Origin of the sequence: Nocardia sp. NPDC050408 (genome assembly GCF_044458905.1) — a bacterium.
In the GTDB taxonomy this organism is placed as follows: domain Bacteria; phylum Actinomycetota; class Actinomycetes; order Mycobacteriales; family Mycobacteriaceae; genus Nocardia.
This window is the reverse complement of record NZ_JBITIL010000012.1, coordinates 197684-214715: the sequence shown is the minus strand read 5'-3', so window position 1 is coordinate 214715 and position 17032 is coordinate 197684. Positions and strand designations below refer to the sequence as shown.

Here is a 17032-nt window from a genome sequence, read left to right as displayed (position 1 = left end):
GCAGGGGTGGACGCCGACTGGTCAGTCGCTATCGAGCGTCGTAGTCGTCGCTGATTGCGTGGCCGCGGGGTCGTAGGCTGGACGGGTCATGAAGCGTGCGAATCCTGATTCCTGCCCTGGTGTGCTGCGGCTGCATCAGGCGGCCGACGGGCCGTTGGCTCGGATTCGGCTGCCCGGTGGGCGGCTGGAGCCGGGGCAGTTGCAGGTTTTGGCCGAGGCAGCCGTCGAGCTCGGCGATGGGAATATCGAGCTGACCTCACGGGGCAATGTGCAGGTGCGGCAGGTGCGTGATGCGGCCGTGCTGAGTGAGCGGTTGGCGAGTGCCGGGCTGTTGCCGAGCGATACGCATGAGCGGGTGCGCAATATTGTCGCGTCACCACTGTCGGGGCGGATCGGGGGCTGGGCGGATGTACATGCGCTCGTTCCGGCGCTCGACACGGGTTTGCGCGCCGCACTGCGGTTGGCCGAACTGCCCGGCCGCGTACTGTTCACCCTCGACGACGGTCGCGGCGACATCAGCGGCCTCGGTGGCGACATCGGCGTACATGCCACCGCCGCCGACGAATTCGCGCTCGTGCTGGCCGGTAGTGATTCCGGAATCCGAGTATCCACGGCCGACGCGGTCCAGGTAATGCTGGCCGCAGCGCACGCCTTCCTCGAGCTCGGCTCGGGTCAATGGCGGCTGCACGAAGTCGACGACGGTGTGCGGCGGATGATCGAAATCCTCGGCCTGCCCCCCGGACCCGACCGCCTGGAATTCGGGGTCTCCCATGACATTCCGATCGGCTGGCTCGACCAGGACAATGGTCTGGTCAGCCTCGGCGCGGCCGTTCGCCTCGGCTCTCTGCCCGCCCGCATCGCCGAATTCATTGCCGCCGTCGAACGCCCCATCTTCATCACCCCCTGGCGCGGCCTGGTGATCACCGATCTGGCGGAATGGCCCGCCGAACAGGTCGTTCGCGTACTGGCCCCCATGGGCCTGATCTTCGACGCCAATTCCCCCTGGCTCCAGGTCAGCGCCTGCGCAGGCCAACCCGGCTGCGCGAAAGCGCTCACCGACGTCCGCGCGGACGCCACCGCCGCCGTCGAATCCGGTCGCGTACTGCTCCCCACAAACCAGCCCGGCGCAGAGAGCAATTCCAGCGACGTGGCAGATCTCGGCGCGACCATCGAAGTCCACAGCGCCGACGACGTCACGGTCGCAGGCCGCCAACACTGGTCCGGCTGCGACCGCCGCTGCGGCCGCCCCCGCGGCCCGGTCACCGATATCGTCGCTACCGAAAACGGTTACCGCATCGGCTGACATCCGCCCAGCAAACAACCAACCAGGCACCACATAATCTGGTTCTTCGGCACGGCCCGTGGCACGGTGAGGTCAGCTGATGGCCTGTGGTAAGGAGGGTTCCGGTGGCGCTGGGTGATGCGGAGATCGACGCTATGTCGGCGCAGGAGCGGCGGGAGTTGATTCGACGGTTGCAGTTGCCGCCGGAGCGGGTATTGCCTCGGCCGGAGATTGTGCGGCTTCATCGACGGGTGCGGTTGACGCTGATGGTGGGTGGGTCCATAGCGTTGATTCCGTGGATCGGGTATCTCGCGGTGTCGCTGCCGCCCGATTATCAGGCCCGCAATTGGACCCTGACCTGGGTCGGGTTCGACATCCTGCTGGTCATCATGATGGCGACGACCGCCTACCTGGGCTGGCAGCGCAAGCAACTGCTCATACTGCCCGCATTCGGCACCGGTCTGTTGCTTCTCGTGGATGCCTGGTTCGACATCACGACCGCCAACCCTCGCGACGTCTGGTTCTCCGTCGCAATCGCCTGCTTCGGCGAAATCCCCCTCGCCGTGCTACAGATCAGCGGCGCACTGCTGTTGTTCAAATTCGTCGCCGAAGTCCATCCGTTGGCCGAACCGGGCGTCAGCGGTTGGCGCACCAAACTCCCGTTCTGACAGCGATGCTCGCGCGTTACGAAGCAACTGCGGTCGGCGCACTCCGCGGGTCCTCGTGTATCTCCAACGTGCAGCACTTCACTCCACCACCGGCCTTCAACAACTCCGACAGATCGACGCCAACCGGGTTGTACCCCTGCACACGCAACTCCGAAGCCAGGTTGTCGGCACGACTGCTGATGAAGACATTCAGCCCGTCGGAGACACCGTTGAGCCCCAGAACCACGGCGTCGGCATCGGTTGCGAGGATGGCGTCCGGGTAGAGCTCGGCCAGTATCGCCTGACTGGCAGCAGTGAAGGCGGGCGCGAAGTACGCGACATTCGTGTCATCGAGGACCATCAGCGCTGTATCCAGATGATAGAAGCGCGGATCGATCAGTTCGAGCGAAACCACCGGCAGATCGAAGTACCGCTCGACCTCACGGTGCGCGGCAATCGAACTCCGGAATCCGGTCGCGGCCAGCATGCGCTCACCGACCAGCAGGAAGTCACCTTCGCCCTCATTGATTTCCTGCGCCCCGACCAACTCCACTAGCCCCTGCTGCGCGAACCAGCGGTGATACGCCGGACCTTCCGCAGCCCGCTCGGCATGCGTAAACCGCGCCGACATCGCCCGATCACCCACGATCAGCCCGCTATTCGCGGCGAAAACCATATCGGGCAGACCGGGCTCGCCTGGCACCACGTCGATGCGATGGCCGTAGTGCTCGAACGTCGCGCGCAATGTCTCCCACTGCGACAGCGCCAGCACCCGGTCGACGGGTTCCTGCGGATTCATCCACGGATTGATCGAGTAGCAGACATCGAAGTGATCCGGGCGGCACATCACGAACTGACGTGGCTGTCCCTGTCGAGCGACCTGCGAGCAGTCGCTAGCGGAGGGCCGCCGCACGGGCTCGAAACGGAGGGTGGCTACAGAGGTCAACGTGTCTCCCGGAGGTAGGCGCGGGTTATTCCGCTGACACGAAGGTAATTCGCCTAGTATTGCGCCAGAAACAATGATTCATTGCGCATGATCGGTGGAATTCGGCGAATCATTGCGTCGATCGGAAGTGGGTGTGGCGTGGATGACATCGACCGGCAGATTTTGGCGCACCTGCTCAAATCGGCGCGCGCCTCGTTCCAGGAGATCGGCGCGAAGGTCGGATTGTCCGCGCCCGCAGTGAAGCGCCGCGTCGACAAGATGGTCGCCAGCCGCCAGATCACCGGCTTCACCGCGCTGGTCAACCCCGCCGCCCTCGGTTGGACCACCGAGGCCTACGTCGAGGTCTACTACCGCGACAACATCACCCCCGCCGAACTCCGCCGCAGCCTCGAACCGATCCCTCAGGTAGTCGGCGTCTGGACCATCGCGGGCGAAGCCGACGCCCTGGTCCACGTCATGGCAACGGACATGGCCGAAATCGAATCCACCGTAGAACGCATCCGCGAAAACACCCGAGTCGGCCGCACCCGCAGCTCCATAGTCATGTCCCGAATCCTCGAACGCCCGCGCACCTGATCCGCCGGGAATGCATTCATGCAGGGACTCTCGACGTTTGCCGTCACCGTCGCATTCTCGACCCGCGCCGAGTCGAGGGAAGGAGTGCTCATATGGTGGGGGGCATGTCCGATGTTTACGTCACTGATGGGGCCGAGATTTATCGGCGGTCGTTTGCGATGATTCGGGCGGAGACGGATCTGAGTGGGTTTCCGCAGGATGTGGCGCAGGTTGTGGTGCGGATGATCCATGGGTGCGGGCAGGTGGATCTGGCGGGGGACGTGGCGTTTTCGCCCGGCGTGGTGGCGGCTGCGCGGGGGGCGCTGCGGGCGGGGGCTCCTATTCTTTGTGATGCGCAGATGGTCGCGTCCGGTGTGACGCGCAAGCGGTTGCCTGCCGACAATGACGTGATCTGCACTCTCGCCGACCCACGGGTACCGGAACTGGCTGCGGCAATGGGCAATACGCGGTCGGCCGCGGCGCTGGAGTTGTGGCGCGATCGCCTCGAGGGCGCGGTGGTCGCCATCGGGAACGCACCGACCGCGCTGTTCCATCTGCTCGACATGATCGATGCGGGTGCGCCGCGACCAGCCGCCATCCTCGGCATTCCGGTCGGCTTCGTCGGTGCTGCCGAATCCAAGGACGCGCTGATCGAATTCGGCGGGGTCGAATATCTGACGGTGCGTGGGCGGCGCGGTGGCAGCGCCATTACCGCGTCGGCACTGAACGCGATTGCGAGCGAACAGGAATGAGCAACGGCAAGTTGTGGGGCGTCGGACTCGGCCCCGGTGACCCGGAGCTGGTGACGGTGAAGGCGGCGCGGGTAATCGCCGAAGCCGATGTCATCGCCTTCCACAGCGCACGCCACGGCCGCAGCATCTCGCGTGGCATCGCCGCGCCGTACATGCGCGCGGACCAACTCGAAGAACACCTGATCTATCCCGTGACCACCGAGACGACCGACCACCCCGGCGGCTATCAGGGCGCCATCGACGAGTTCTATGAACGGGCCGCCGAACGCCTCGCCACCCACCTGGCGGCGGGCCGGTCCGTCGCGCTGCTCGCCGCGGGTGATCCGCTGTTCTACAGCTCATACATGCATATGCACCGTCGCTTGGCCGACCGGTTCGAAGCCGAGATCATCCCCGGCATCACCTCGGTGAGCGCGGCCTCGGCCGCCCTCGGCACCCCCCTCGTCGAGGGCGAGCAGGTGTTGACCGTCCTGCCGGGCACCATGCCCACCGAAGAACTCACCCGACGCCTCCGCGATACCGACGCCGCCGCCATCATGAAGCTCGGCCGCACCTATCCCGGTGTGCGCCAAGCTCTCTCGGATTCCGGCCGCCTCGCCGACGCCTACTACATCGAACGCGCGAGCAGTACCCGTCAACGCGTACTCGCCGCCGACGATGTCGACGATGCGGATGTACCGTATTTCGCGATCACCCTCGTTCCCGGCCCACGGCCGACAACCCCACTGCCCCTTGCGCATTCGGTGCGCGGGCAGTCGCAAACCATCGGCGCGGCCACCGACCTTCTCGGCACCGCGGCAGTCTCGCCCGAAGCTGTGGACAGCGAATCCCGCACTGCCCGGACCGTTCCTTCCGACAGCTCTCGGGTCGAGGAAACCTCGAGCCATTTCAGTGGTTCTACCGGTGAAGTCGTCGTGGTCGGGCTCGGCCCGGGCTCACCCGACTGGACCACGCCCGAAGTCGAACGCGCACTCGCGGACGCCACCGATCTGGTCGGCTACACGACCTACATCAATCGGGTGCCGTCGCGTCCCGGGCAGCGCAGGCATGCCAGCGACAACCGGGTCGAATCCGAACGTGCCGCCATGGCATTGGACCTGGCAAAGCACGGGGCCAAGGTCGTCGTCGTCTCCTCGGGTGATCCCGGGGTTTTCGCCATGGCGGCCGCGGTACTCGAGGAATCCGCCGATCCGCAGTGGCAAGGGGTGCCGGTGCGGGTACTGCCCGGACTCACCGCGGCCAATGCCGTGGCCAGTCGGGTCGGCGCGCCGCTCGGCCACGATTACGCGATGATTTCGCTCTCGGATCGACTCAAGCCGTGGGAGGTTGTCGCGCAACGACTTTCCGCGGTCGCCGCGGCCGATATGGCGATCGCGATCTACAATCCGGCCTCCAGTCAGCGCATGTGGCAGGTCGCGGCGATGCGTGACGTGCTGCTCGAACACCGCAAGCCCGACACCCCCGTGGTGCTCGGTCGCGATGTCGGCGGACCCACCGAATCCGTCCGTGTGGTCACCCTCGCCGAGTTGGATCCGGCCGAGGTCGATATGCGCACATTGCTGATCATCGGCGCCTCCACCACTGCCGTCGTCGAGTCCGACCAGGGCACCAGGGTCTACACCTCGCGTCGCTACCAACGCTGACTCGATTCCGCAAGAAACCGCGCACATTCCGACACGGGTCCGGCCACGCTGAAGTATGAACAACAGCGGGCCGGACAGGACCGCGACAACCCGGAAAGGCAATCCGAATGCGCAAGCTGAAGCTCCAAGTCCAGACCACCATCGACGGCTACATGTCCGGCCCGAACGGCGAGATGGACTGGATGACCTTCCAGTGGTCCGATGACCTCGCCGCCCGCGTCACCGCCATCACCGCCGAATTCGACACGATCGTCCTCGGCCGCAAACTCGCCGAGGGCTTCATCCCGCATTGGGCCTCCAAGCCCGAACACGAGCCCCAGGCGGCCATCGACAAGATGAACAACACGCCCAAGGTCGTGATCTCCGACAGCCTCACCGAATCGCCCTGGGAGAACACCGTCGTCGCGGGCGGCGACCTCGCCGAGACCATCAACCACCTCAAGGCCCAGGCGGGTGGCGACCTCATCGTCTACGGCGGTGCCACCCTCGTCGCGAATCTGATCGCCGAGGACCTCATCGACGACCTGCATCTGTTCGTCAGTCCGACCGCGATCGGCGCGGGCCTGCCGGTCTTCCGCGGCACCACCCGACTCGACCTGGTCTGCGCCACCGGATTCGAATGCGGCGTGACCGAACTGCACTACCGGCCGAAGAGCGCCTGACTGCAGCCTCGTCGGGGATGTGTATCGGCATCCCCGACGGTTCTCAGGTGCGGTAATTCCGAACGACGAGTGCCAGACATCCTGCCGCACCCACAACGGCGGCCGCGAACATTGTCGGGTATCCCAGGCCGAAAGACTCGTGTAGGAATGCCAGCAGCGCGGGAACGCCGAAGCCGAGGTAGCTCACCGAATAGAACACCGCGGTCAGTCCGGCGAGGTCGTTGGGACGGGCGATGCGTTCGATCTCCTGTAGTCCAGCGACAAGCCCGATTCCATATCCGGCACCGAGCACGACAGCGGTAACGATTGTGAACACAAGGGCCGACGCACCCGAAGCCCATGCGGCCGAGATCATTCCACACACGACCAACACCAGCGCCACAACAGCGGCACGGGCAGTGCCCGGTCGATCGATCCGTCGTGCCAGCGACTGGATCGCGAAACCACAGCCCAACGTGATCACCGTGATCAATGCCGAAAACGCGATGGGCGCACCGTGCACCTTCGGCGCCATCAGAGTCGGCAGCACCGCGTAAGCCGTTGCCGCAGAAGTGAACAACCACAGCGCGACCGGCAGCGCGACATACCGGAACCTGCGGTGCGCGGCCGCCGGAACCTTCAGCTCATTGATCAATCGGCCCGAATTCAGCTGCGGCGATAGAGTTTCCGGTGCGCGAGCCACCCATACGACCGCAATCAGACACAGCATCACATTGATCAGATACGCCAACGTATTCGGCAGCGGCGCCCACTGCGCGAGAACACCGGCCACTCCGGCACCGACGGCGAACCCACCGGTCAGGCTCATCGCCGAACGTCGCGCCCCGGTCCCCGCGGGCAACTTCGGCCCGAACGGCGGCTGCGAAAGTTCCTTCAGCCAACTACTTCCCACTGCCATCGCCAACCCCAGCGCCACTCCGCACAGCACCCGCCCGGCCGATAACGACGGCACCGATGCCGATCCGAAGGCCAGCAGCAAAGAACCGGCCGCACCGACCAATGGCGCCGGGCGAAGCAGCATGCGGCGGCCGTAACGGTCCGAGAGCGGTCCGCCGATCAGTAAGGCGGGCACGATGCCGAGCACGTAGCAGAACAGCAGCAGGTCGACCGTGGTGACCGGCACTCCGTTGCCCTTGTACAGAACCAGCAGCGGCGTGAATTCGTTTCCACCCCAGGCGATCGCGAACATCGCGGCCGCGACGCCCCACCAATGCCGCGCACTCTGCCGTAGCCCCGACGGCCGAGTGTCGATGGCGAGGAGCGTTGCCATTAAAGGCCTCTCATTTCCAGCTGGTGCACGCCGGACATGTGGTCGACGAGCGCGGTGGCGAATCCGGCCGCGTCGCCGGTTTCGATCAGATCGACCAGACGCGTGTGCTGTTCGACAATGCGGGCGGTATCGGTCGAACCCCGATGCAGCGCAGCGCTGTTCATGCGACGCTGCCGCTCCCGCAGTGAGTCGTAGAACCCGGTGAGCAACGGATTGCCCGCGGCGACGACATAGCTGCGGTGAAAGTCGGTGTCCGCCACCGCGAATCGATCGAAGTCGGCGGCGACGGCCAGCTCGCGCTGCCGGTCCAGCGAGGCGTGCAGTTCGGCGATCAGCGCGGACCGCTCCTCCGCAACCACCGCCCGGACCGCTCCGGTCTCTACGACATAGCGAGCGTGCACGACGTGTTCGGCCTCGGCCGGTGGAATCGGCACCACCAGCGCGCCCCGCTTGGGATACAAGCGCATCCACCCCTCGACCTCGAGTCGTAGGAATGCCTCCCGCACCGGAGTCCGCGACATGCCGAGGTCGGTGGCGATCTCGCCTTCGCTGATCAGCTCCCCACCGGGCAACGCGCCGGTCAGGATGCGTTCCTTGACCTCGCGATAGGCGAGTTCCGCGGATGAATACGTCTTAGACACAAGTTGAATCTTAGCGACACGTCACCAGGTCCCCGACCAGGCCATGGGTGAGCGTCGTATAACATTCCACTATGGAACGTTGAGAGCGAAGGGAGCAGTCCGTTGGCGAACACCTCGACACAACGCAAAACGCTGAATTCCACGGCGGCCTCGCTGCTCGGATTTCTGCACGACGGTCCGATGTCGGGCTGGGATCTGGTGACTCAGGCCCAGGACCGGATCGGCGACTTCTGGACCGTTACCCAAAGCCAGGTCTACCGGGAACTGGCCGCCATGGACGCGGCCGGACTCGTCGCAAAGGGTGAGGCCGGTGCGCGCGACCGCACGCCGTATCAGATCACCGACGCCGGTCACGAAGCGTTCCTGGAATGGATCGCCCGCGATCCGGGCGCCGAGACCATTCGGGTGCCGCTGCTACTGACCTTGTCCTTCGGGGAGCACGTCGATCCCGCGCATCTCGATCGAATCATCGGCGCCAACAAGGAGATTCACCAGCAGCGCCTCGACCGCTACCTCACCGAAGAGCACACGGACATGCCCCCCTATCAACGGGCCACTCTGGAATTCGGCATCGGCTACGAGCGCACCGTACTCGCCTGGTTCGACCGCCTACCGGAACTGCTCGGCCGTTGAATCAGCGGGATGCGATAGCCCGCAACCACGTCCACGCCGCGTCGACGGTTTCCACGACTACCGCGCCCGGCGGCAGCTCGGGGCGGTCGACGACGACCACGAGAAGGCCCGCCGAGCGCGCGGCGTCGAGTTTGGCGGCGGTCTGATCGCCGCCACTGTCCTTGGTGACCAGCACGTCGATCCCGTGTCGCGCCAGCAGACGCTGCTCATCCGCGGGTGAGAAAGGCCCTCGCGCGAGGAGCAATTCGTGGTGCGGCGGCAGCGCGCCGGTGGGCGGATCGATGGCACGGATCAGAAACCACTGCCGCGTCAGGCCCGCGAAGGCCGCGACACCTTGGCGGCCGATCGTCAGGAAGACGCGCTCCCCCAGCTGCGCCACCTCCTGCACTGCCGCATCGAGATCGGGCACCCGAATCCACCGATCACCGGGCTGTTCGGACCATCCCGGCCGGCGCACATGCAGTATCGGTAGTCCGAGATCCGCTGCGGCACCAGCCGCATTCGCACTGATCGTGCCCGCAAACGGATGTGTGGCATCGATGACGCCGGCGATCTCGTTATCCACCAACCACTTCCGCAGACCCTCGCCGCCACCGAAGCCGCCGATCCGAACCGGCCCCTCCGGCAGCAGTGGGTCGCGAACACGACCGGCGAGCGAGGAGATGATATCGAATCCTCGCTCGCCGGAAGCGATATGGGCGATTTCCCTGGCTTCCCGGGTGCCGCCCAGAATCAGAGTTTTCAGGGCTGCCCGCTGAAGTAGGCGATGCCCGCATTGATCAGATTCGGACCACCCGCGATGAGCAGGCCGATCAGCGCACCCACCGGCAGACCGATGCCGAAGAAGAAGAATCCGATGATGGCGCCGATCAGCGCACCGAGCGAGGCGCGCTGCAGTTCGCTGAAGAACCACTCCTGTGAGGAGATGGCCTCTGCGCTGATCGCGGCGGTCGACTCGACCTGCGGGGTCAGCGTCAGCTTCTGACCCGCGGGGTCGATGGTTGCCGCGATCGGGATCAGCTGGTCGCCGACCTGCGCGCGCAGCGGAATCGAGGTGATGACCGCGCCTTCGGTGTTCTTCACCGTGACGTACTTCTGGTCGGCATCAAGGCTGAACGCACCGCCGGTGACGGCCGCTAGAATCGACTTGTCGACCAGCTGCACCGCGTAGTTCACGCCATGATCCTCACCCTGCACGGCCGGCACGGCCTGGCTCTGCACGGCCGGCGCGGGTGCCACCGGAACGGCGCCGGATGTACCCGCCGCAATACCGGTGGCCGCAACGGCCATCATCGCGGTGGCGGCAAACTTCTTGTACTTCATAAATCTCCCCAATAGGACAGGAATCCGGCGATAACGTCCGGATCTCGGGCACCGACCCTACCGCTGGAGCGAGTCCGATTCACCCGCAAAGCGAGGTTTCAGACAGAGCCGCCTTTCACAACTGCCCACTGGGTGACGGGCAATTGCGGCCGCCAGGTGGTGAACTTGCCGAGGGCTTCGGCCCGGTAAATCTGAAACTTCCGCAGTTCACCGCCGTGCGCGACGACCCAATTCAGTAGCATTGCTTCGGATTCCGCCGTCACGGCATTCGCCACCAAACGGCCACCCTGGCGTAGATGCGACCAACATGTCTCGATTACGCCATCTTGAGTGAGCCCGCCACCGATAAATATTGCGTCGGGAGGCGCAGATTCGGTAGATTTTCCGATATCGGTGAGTATCTCTCCACGCACACCGATATATGGAACACCAAGGGCGGCGGCGTTGTCGGCGATCTGCCGCCGCCGGTGTTCGAGCCGCTCGAAGCTCACCGCCCGACAACTCGGATGCGTGCGGCACCATTCGATCGCGATACTGCCCGACCCCCCGCCGACATCCCACAGCAACTCCCCGGGCGCGGGTGCAAGCGCGGCCAGTGTCAACGCCCTGACCTCGGATTTGGTGAGTTGACCGGCACCACCGAAAAGCTCGTCCGCCAGTCCGGGCACGCGCGTCGCGCGCAGGTGTTTCGGATCGGCGACGCAGTCGATCGCGACGATATTGAGCGGATCACCGACGGCAAGCTCCCACCCTGCCGCGCGATCGCGCACCACCCGTTCGCGCGGGCCGCCCAACTGCTCGAGCACGGTCAACGTCGATTCCCCGAACCCACTGTCCCGCAACAGCTCCGCGAGCTGTCGCGGTGTGCGCTCGTCCGCGCTCAGCACCAGCACCCGCCGCCGGTCCGCCAACTCGGGCAACACCGTCTCCACCGGCCGCGCCACCGCACTCACCACCGGAGTATCCGCCAACGCCCACCCCAGCCGCGCACATGCCAGCGATGCCGATGACGCCTGCGGAAATACCCGCAGGTGGTCCGCCCCGAACAGCCGCACCAATGTCACCCCGATGCCATAGAACATCGGATCCCCGCTGGCCAGCACGCATATCTGCCGACCGGTCCGGTCTGCGAACAAACCGGGCAGTGCGGGGACCAAAGGGGAAGGCCACTCCCGCCGCGCCACCGTAACGTCCTGCGGAATCAACTCGAGTTGCCGCGCCGAACCGAATACCACCCCGGCGTCGGAGACCGCTTCGCGCGCGGCCTCGCCGAGCCCGCTCCACCCGTCGGCGCCGATACCGACTACGGCGATCGGCGGCCCATTCCACACTGCCGTCACCGCGGCATCCGACGCCAGATGGGTTGGGGCAGTAGGTGGATCGCGAAGATGACCGGACGCAGGATGCCGGGAACCCAGACCCGACCGACACGGCGCCGCAGACCACGCACGACCGCATCCGCCACCTGATCGGGGGTGCTCGACATCGGGGCCGGGTCCATGCCGTCGGTCATCCGGCCGATCACGAACCCGCAACGCAGCAGCAGCAGATGAACACCGCTGCCGTGCAACGCATCCGCGAGACCGCTGGCGAATCCGTCGAGCCCCGCCTTCGCCGAACCGTAGACGTAATTGGCCCGACGCACGCGCGCGCCCGCGAACGAGCTGAAGACGACGAGCTGCCCGCTGCCCTGTGCGCGAAGCAGATTCGCGAGAACGGTGAGCACGCTGATCTGCGCGACGTAATCGGTGTGCACCACCGCGATCGCATGCGCCGGATCGCGTTCGGCCCGCGCCTGATCCCCGAGCACCCCGAACGCGACCACGGCGACCCCGATCCCCCCGTATTCGGCCGCGATCTTCTCCAGCAGAGCGGGATGACCGGCCGTATCGTCCGCATCGAATTCGACGGTATGCACTGCCGTCGCCCCTGCCGCTGACACCGCGGCACTCTCCTGCGCCAACTCCCCGCTGCGTCGCGCCGCGAGTATCACCACTCGCCCCGGCGCCAGCCGCAGCGCCACCTCGAGCCCGATCTCACTGCGGCCCCCGAGTACCAGCACCGGCCCCTCGGCAATTCCACGCGATCCCATGCCGCCAGTCTCGCACCCCACCCCGATATGCCGATCCGGCAGGTCAGACGATCTCGAGCTGGTAGGACGCCTCGACCCAGAAGCCGCCCGGCTCGTATTCACCGCCGAAGGTCAGGATGTAGTCGCCGCGGAGCAGGTCGTCCAGCCGGCACCAGAGTCCCCAGGCCGTCGCCTTGAAACTGCCGGTTACCTGGAACGGGCCACCGGCTGCCGCGTTGACGCGGAATGCCGTGCGGTTGGTCACTTCCCGCAGCGGCAATTCGACACCGTTGAGCTCAGCGTGACCGCTCGCCGTCGGGGCCACCGGCGGGCGGCTGCCGAATTGGAAAAACGACCTTTCGACCTTCTGGAACATGTTGAAGGCGGGAAAGAAGATCGGGCGACCATAGGGCACGGAGCAGCTTCGGCTGACCTTGCCGCCGAACGTTCCGGCGAGGAACCAGACATCGTCGGGCTGACCTTCGGCCGCGCAGGCTCCGGTCTCGTCGCAAACCGGATTCTTGGCGATCGGAATCGACATGGCCCACTGCCACCATCGGGCGGCCAACTGGATATCCGCGCTCTGCATCCCTGAACCCCTCGATTGTCGAACTCGGGGTCAGAATATCCGAGCACGCACGGAACACCGAACTGACCAGTTGGTACCGCAAATGCCGACTCGGTATGTGCCGATGCCGGGCGGCCCGCATACCGCTACGGTCAGGGGATGCCGACCAGCACAGCACAGCTGTCCACTGCCGCACTCGAATTCGTCGCCGAGCGCCACCTCGCGACGCTGACCACCCTGCGCGCCGATGGCACGCCCCATGTGGTCGCGGTGGGTTTCACCTGGGATCCGGAAGCCGGGATCGCGCGAGTGATCACCAACGACGGCTCGGTGAAGGTACGCAACGTGCGGCGCTCCGGCTACGCGGCGGTAAGCCAGGTGGACGGTATCCGTTGGATCACCCTGGAAGGCCCGGCCACAGTGCTCGACGATCCGGCCAACGTCGCAGAAGCTGTCGACCGTTATGCGGGCCGCTACCGAGTCCCCCGCGAGAACCCGACCCGCGTCGTCATCGCCATCCAGGTCCAGCGCGTACTCTCCAGCAGCACCCTCGCCCCCACCCCAGCCTGAGCGCGCGGCCGTCGCCGACTAGCCGGAGCCGTTGTGCCCCGGTGTATTTCGCCGTTCCCTCGGCTCACGCGCCCTGGCCGACTGCCACCGCCACCAAGCCGAGGCGTGGTAGACCGACGCCTCGTGACAATCAGTCCCAGTCAACTCTGAGGCGCCTCAGAGAACCGTCAACTCATGGGGCCGCTGGTTCATCGACTCGCAGCCGTCCTCGGTGACCACGACGATGTCCTCGATGCGTGCGCCCCAATCGCCGCGGAAGTAGATCCCCGGCTCGATGCTGAAAGCCATGCCGGGTTCCAGGACCAGACTGTTGCCTTCGACGATGTAGGGCTCCTCATGGACCGACAGGCCGATGCCGTGGCCGGTGCGGTGGACAAAGGCGGGGCCTAACCCGGCTTCGGTCAACAGGTTTCGGGCTGCGGCGTCGACGGATTCGGCGGTGACACCGGGACGGACGGCGGCGACCGCGGCGGCTTGGGCGCGCTCCAGTTCCCCGAATTGCGTGGCAACGGTCGGCGTGGGTTCTCCTAGGACGTAGGTCCGAGTCGAGTCCGAGTAGTAGCCGGGGTCGACCGGCCCGCCGATATCGATTACCACCACATCTCCGGCCGCGATGCGACGGTCGGAGACGCCGTGGTGCGGGTCGGCACCGTGTGGCCCGCTACCGACGATGACGAAAGCGGCCTCGGTATGCCCCTCCTCGACGATCGCCGCCGCGATATCCGCGCCGACCTCGGCCTCGGTGCGCCCGACCTGCAGGAACTCTCCCATCCGCGCATGCACCCGGTCGATGGCCGCACCCGCGCGGCGCAGTGCCTCGATTTCGGCCTGGTCCTTGATCATTCGTAGTTCCCGCAGCACCGGCGTGGCCGAGGCGGGCAGTCCACTGACGGATTCGGCCAACGGCAGCAGATGCAGTGCGGGCATGACATCGGTGACCGCGACCCGGGACCCGACGTGCAGCGACGACTTCACGAGCTGATAGGGGTCGACGCCGTCGACCCAGTCCAGCACCTGCAGACCGAGTTCACCCGCCGCCGAACCTTCCAGCGAAGCCAACTCGAGCTTCGGAATCACCACCGACGGGGTGGCGCCATCGGCCGTGATGACTAAACAGGTCAGTCGCTCGAAGGATTCCGCCGCCGAGCCGATGAGGTAGCGCAGATCCGGCCCCGGCGTAATCAATAGTGCATCCAGATGAGCGGCGCGCATCAATTGCACCGCTCGTTCGAGTCGATCACCGTAGACATCCGCCGCGAATCGGGACTCCGTGTGCGAGCTCATACCGCCCGACGTTACCCGCCGCCGACATCGAGCCGAATGCGAATACCGATCACCCGAGGTTGTCATCGCGTACAGGTAGCCTCAGCGGCGTGAACACTGCGACTTCCGGTGGGCCCCTGCTCTTGCTCGATGGCGCGAGCCTGTGGTTCCGCGCGTTCCACGCGATTCCGGAGAAGATCACCGCACCCGACGGCCGATCGGTGAACGCGCTGCGCGGCTTCACCGATATGGTCGCCTCGCTCATCACCAAACACAAGCCGAGCCGACTGGTCGTCTGCCTGGACCTGGAATGGCGTCCCACATTCCGGGTGGCGCTGGTGCCGACCTACAAGACCCACCGACTCGACACCGCCGCCGATGCGGCACCCGGCGCCGAGGACGTGCCGGACACCCTGACCCCGCAGGTAGAGATGATCCTCGAGGTGCTCGCCGCGGCGGGCATCGCCACCGGCGGCGCGGTCGGACTCGAGGCCGACGACGTGCTGGGTACCCTGGCCACCGCCGAGCGCACCGATCCGGTGGTGGTCGTCAGCGGCGACCGTGACCTGCTCCAACTGGTCCGCGACGCTCCGGCGCCGCCGGTGCGCGTGCTCTACGCCGGTCGCGGCCTGGCCAAGGCCGAATTGTTCGGCCCAGCCGAGGTATCCGCGAAATACGGTGTGCCGCTGGAGAATGCCGGTCCGGCCTATGCGGATATGGCGACCCTGCGCGGTGACTCCTCCGATGGCCTGCCCGGCGTCGCCGGTATCGGTGAGAAGTCTGCCGCGATGCTCATCTCCCGCTTCGGCTCGCTCGACGCGCTCACCGCGGCCGTTGACGACCCCGCCGCCGACCTGGCCCAGGGCATTCGCGCCAAACTCCGCGCCGCCGAGACCTACCTCGAAGCCGCCGCCCCGGTCACCCGCGTGGTCTGCGACGCCGATGTGGAATTGTCCCGCCCCGATACTCTCCCCACGACCCCCGTCGACCCGGACCGGCTCCGTGAACTGGCCACCGCCTATAACGCGGAGAGCCCGATAACCCGCCTGGTCACAGCGCTGACCGCTGCGCATTCGGCGTAACCGCCTGGCCACGCACAAGATCGGGGACCTCGCATACCCAGTAATGGCCTCGCAGAGGTTGTGCAGTTTGTGCGAGGCACTCACTACCGCTGCGCCACCACAGCAATGTCCATTCCGAGCAGCCCGACGACCGCGCATTCCGCAAGAGCCGGGAACTAGGCACCCGGCACCGCCATGCTCGACTCAACAGTTGGGCCTACCCCGAGCAGAACCTAGGCACCGTACCCACCTCGACACGTCTACCTACGACGAGCAGCGGGGCCGCCCCACCGACACCCGCTCGCCAATCTCGACCGCATAACCGTCAGTTCGGGCGGCCGACCTCGTAGGTCCCGTCGTCCTTGGTGATCTTGACGGTGACCTTCTTCTGCTCACCGCTCACCTTCAGGTCACAGCTGAAGGTCGCGTCGACCTTGACCTGCTGGCCGGAGGGGCAGGAGACATCGGCGACGTCCTGGATTCCGTAGGAATCCGAGAGCACCTTCTTGACGCCGTCCTGAACGGCGGCTTGGTCGAGCTCATCCTTGCTGGTCAGCACGAGCACCAGCACCACGATGGCGCCGATGACGGCAAGCGCGAGCACACCTAGGCCGATGAACAGGCCCTTGCTCTTGCCGCCGCTGCTCGGCTGCGGGGTCTGCTGCTGCCACGGCTGCTGCTGGCCCTGCTGCCAGGGCTGTTGCCCCTGCTGCGCGGACCAGTCCTGCTGGGTCGGCTGCTGCCCCCACTGCGGCTGACTCGGCTGACTCGGCTGAGGCTGGCCCCACTGCGGCTGGCTCGGCTGGCTCTGCGGGTTGGGCTGACCCCACTGCGGCTGACTGGGCTGGCTCTGCGGATTCGGCTGACCCCACTGCGGCTGCTGCGCGTTCGGATCGCCCCACTGCTGGGTCGGCTGCGACTGCGGGGTACCACCCCACTGCTGAGTCGGCCCGGCTGCACCGGGTGCCTGCTGTCCGCCCCACTGCTGGGTGGGATCGTTGCGTCCCTCCCCGGGACCAGGGGCGTCGTTCGGTCCGTACGGGCCGCTCATCTGGTTGCCTCCACTCGCATCGTTATACACACGGTAGCCCCCCGCGTGAGACTCGTCGCACGACAGGACCGATCCGGTATGAGGTGCGATCCTG

General features: G+C 66.1%; 19 protein-coding genes. 9 read left to right on the top strand and 10 right to left on the bottom strand.

Annotated elements, in window-relative coordinates; translation table 11 throughout:
* Positions 1-88 precede the first annotated feature (88 nt).
* Positions 89-1303: a precorrin-3B synthase gene (cobG, locus tag ACIBJI_RS29260; RefSeq protein WP_396955550.1), complete on the top strand. Its 1215-nt coding sequence runs from the start codon at positions 89-91 to the stop codon at positions 1301-1303.
* Between the two features lie 134 nt (positions 1304-1437).
* Complete coding sequence (locus tag ACIBJI_RS29255; RefSeq protein WP_396955611.1) at positions 1438-1950, top strand: hypothetical protein; 513 nt, start codon at positions 1438-1440, stop codon at positions 1948-1950.
* A gap of 16 nt (positions 1951-1966) precedes the next feature.
* On the opposite strand, the gene ddaH is transcribed toward ACIBJI_RS29255, so the two are convergent.
* Complete coding sequence (gene ddaH / locus ACIBJI_RS29250; protein WP_396955610.1) at positions 1967-2842, bottom strand: dimethylargininase; 876 nt, start codon at positions 2840-2842, stop codon at positions 1967-1969.
* A 171-nt stretch (positions 2843-3013) separates the two neighbouring features.
* Here ddaH and ACIBJI_RS29245 point away from each other — a divergent pair, with 171 nt between their 5' ends.
* From ACIBJI_RS29245 to ACIBJI_RS29230, 4 genes are all read left to right on the top strand, one after another.
* Positions 3014-3451 carry an Lrp/AsnC family transcriptional regulator gene (locus ACIBJI_RS29245; RefSeq protein WP_040691444.1) on the top strand — a complete coding sequence of 146 codons (438 nt, stop codon included), beginning with the start codon at positions 3014-3016 and terminating at the stop codon, positions 3449-3451.
* Between the two features lie 104 nt (positions 3452-3555).
* Complete coding sequence (locus ACIBJI_RS29240; RefSeq protein ID WP_396955549.1) at positions 3556-4182, top strand: precorrin-8X methylmutase; 627 nt, start codon at positions 3556-3558, stop codon at positions 4180-4182.
* Positions 4179-5825, top strand: coding sequence for a precorrin-3B C(17)-methyltransferase (gene cobJ, locus ACIBJI_RS29235; RefSeq protein ID WP_396955548.1), 1647 nt, complete (start codon positions 4179-4181; stop codon positions 5823-5825). The genes ACIBJI_RS29240 and cobJ overlap by 4 nt, the downstream gene beginning before the upstream one ends.
* A gap of 107 nt (positions 5826-5932) precedes the next feature.
* Positions 5933-6487 (top strand): dihydrofolate reductase family protein, encoded by a 555-nt coding sequence (locus tag ACIBJI_RS29230; protein ID WP_364347435.1) that lies wholly within the window; start codon positions 5933-5935, stop codon positions 6485-6487.
* 43 nt (positions 6488-6530) lie between these two features.
* Here ACIBJI_RS29230 and ACIBJI_RS29225 read toward each other — a convergent pair whose 3' ends face one another.
* Together ACIBJI_RS29225 and ACIBJI_RS29220 are read right to left on the bottom strand one after the other, a co-directional pair.
* Positions 6531-7757 (bottom strand): MFS transporter, encoded by a 1227-nt coding sequence (locus ACIBJI_RS29225; protein WP_364347438.1) that lies wholly within the window; start codon positions 7755-7757, stop codon positions 6531-6533.
* A complete protein-coding gene (locus tag ACIBJI_RS29220) occupies positions 7757-8398 on the bottom strand; it encodes a GntR family transcriptional regulator (RefSeq protein ID WP_364347441.1) in 642 nt (213 codons plus the stop codon). The genes ACIBJI_RS29225 and ACIBJI_RS29220 overlap by 1 nt, the downstream gene beginning before the upstream one ends.
* A 102-nt stretch (positions 8399-8500) precedes the next feature.
* Here ACIBJI_RS29220 and ACIBJI_RS29215 point away from each other — a divergent pair, with 102 nt between their 5' ends.
* A complete protein-coding gene (locus ACIBJI_RS29215; protein ID WP_364347444.1) occupies positions 8501-9031 on the top strand; it encodes a PadR family transcriptional regulator in 531 nt (176 codons plus the stop codon).
* 1 nt (position 9032) lies between these two features.
* Here the strand turns inward: ACIBJI_RS29215 and ACIBJI_RS29210 are convergent, their stop codons facing one another.
* From ACIBJI_RS29210 to ACIBJI_RS29190, 5 genes are all read right to left on the bottom strand, one after another.
* Positions 9033-9776 carry a cobalt-precorrin-6A reductase gene (locus ACIBJI_RS29210; RefSeq protein WP_397086760.1) on the bottom strand — a complete coding sequence of 248 codons (744 nt, stop codon included), beginning with the start codon at positions 9774-9776 and terminating at the stop codon, positions 9033-9035.
* Positions 9773-10354 (bottom strand): hypothetical protein, encoded by a 582-nt coding sequence (locus tag ACIBJI_RS29205; protein ID WP_397086740.1) that lies wholly within the window; start codon positions 10352-10354, stop codon positions 9773-9775. Before ACIBJI_RS29205 ends, ACIBJI_RS29210 begins: the two co-directional genes overlap by 4 nt.
* Positions 10355-10452: 98 nt before the next feature.
* Positions 10453-11694: a precorrin-6y C5,15-methyltransferase (decarboxylating) subunit CbiE gene (gene cbiE / locus ACIBJI_RS29200; protein WP_396955545.1), complete on the bottom strand. Its 1242-nt coding sequence runs from the start codon at positions 11692-11694 to the stop codon at positions 10453-10455.
* Positions 11691-12446, bottom strand: coding sequence for an SDR family NAD(P)-dependent oxidoreductase (locus ACIBJI_RS29195; protein WP_396955544.1), 756 nt, complete (start codon positions 12444-12446; stop codon positions 11691-11693). Before ACIBJI_RS29195 ends, cbiE begins: the two co-directional genes overlap by 4 nt.
* A 43-nt stretch (positions 12447-12489) precedes the next feature.
* Positions 12490-13014 (bottom strand): hypothetical protein, encoded by a 525-nt coding sequence (locus ACIBJI_RS29190; RefSeq protein WP_364347456.1) that lies wholly within the window; start codon positions 13012-13014, stop codon positions 12490-12492.
* Between the two features lie 138 nt (positions 13015-13152).
* Between ACIBJI_RS29190 and ACIBJI_RS29185 the strand changes: the two genes are divergently transcribed.
* Entirely contained in the window at positions 13153-13563 is a 411-nt protein-coding gene (locus tag ACIBJI_RS29185) for a PPOX class F420-dependent oxidoreductase (RefSeq protein WP_364347459.1), read from the top strand.
* A gap of 156 nt (positions 13564-13719) precedes the next feature.
* Here the strand turns inward: ACIBJI_RS29185 and ACIBJI_RS29180 are convergent, their stop codons facing one another.
* Positions 13720-14847: a Xaa-Pro peptidase family protein gene (locus ACIBJI_RS29180; RefSeq protein WP_364347462.1), complete on the bottom strand. Its 1128-nt coding sequence runs from the start codon at positions 14845-14847 to the stop codon at positions 13720-13722.
* 89 nt (positions 14848-14936) lie between these two features.
* On the opposite strand from ACIBJI_RS29180, the gene ACIBJI_RS29175 reads away from it, so the two are divergent.
* Entirely contained in the window at positions 14937-15908 is a 972-nt protein-coding gene (locus ACIBJI_RS29175; protein WP_364347465.1) for a 5'-3' exonuclease, read from the top strand.
* 304 nt (positions 15909-16212) lie between these two features.
* Here ACIBJI_RS29175 and ACIBJI_RS29170 read toward each other — a convergent pair whose 3' ends face one another.
* Positions 16213-16938 (bottom strand): DUF4333 domain-containing protein, encoded by a 726-nt coding sequence (locus ACIBJI_RS29170; protein WP_364347468.1) that lies wholly within the window; start codon positions 16936-16938, stop codon positions 16213-16215.
* Positions 16939-17032: the final 94 nt, after the last annotated feature.

Bases quoted from the DNA above. Each gene is read 5' to 3' on its own strand.
- cobG (WP_396955550.1), top strand. From the start codon at position 89: ATGAAGCGTGCGAATCCTGATTCCTGCCCTGGTGTGCTGCGGCTGCAT.
- ACIBJI_RS29225 (WP_364347438.1), bottom strand. From the start codon at position 7,757: ATGGCAACGCTCCTCGCCATCGACACTCGGCCGTCGGGGCTACGGCAG.
- ACIBJI_RS29170 (WP_364347468.1), bottom strand. From the start codon at position 16,938: ATGAGCGGCCCGTACGGACCGAACGACGCCCCTGGTCCCGGGGAGGGA.
- cobJ (WP_396955548.1), top strand. From the start codon at position 4,179: ATGAGCAACGGCAAGTTGTGGGGCGTCGGACTCGGCCCCGGTGACCCG.
- ACIBJI_RS29195 (WP_396955544.1), bottom strand. From the start codon at position 12,446: ATGGGATCGCGTGGAATTGCCGAGGGGCCGGTGCTGGTACTCGGGGGC.
- ACIBJI_RS29190 (WP_364347456.1), bottom strand. From the start codon at position 13,014: ATGCAGAGCGCGGATATCCAGTTGGCCGCCCGATGGTGGCAGTGGGCC.
- ACIBJI_RS29240 (WP_396955549.1), top strand. From the start codon at position 3,556: ATGTCCGATGTTTACGTCACTGATGGGGCCGAGATTTATCGGCGGTCG.
- ACIBJI_RS29205 (WP_397086740.1), bottom strand. From the start codon at position 10,354: ATGAAGTACAAGAAGTTTGCCGCCACCGCGATGATGGCCGTTGCGGCC.
- ACIBJI_RS29180 (WP_364347462.1), bottom strand. From the start codon at position 14,847: ATGAGCTCGCACACGGAGTCCCGATTCGCGGCGGATGTCTACGGTGAT.
- ACIBJI_RS29255 (WP_396955611.1), top strand. From the start codon at position 1,438: ATGTCGGCGCAGGAGCGGCGGGAGTTGATTCGACGGTTGCAGTTGCCG.
- ACIBJI_RS29230 (WP_364347435.1), top strand. From the start codon at position 5,933: ATGCGCAAGCTGAAGCTCCAAGTCCAGACCACCATCGACGGCTACATG.
- ACIBJI_RS29185 (WP_364347459.1), top strand. From the start codon at position 13,153: ATGCCGACCAGCACAGCACAGCTGTCCACTGCCGCACTCGAATTCGTC.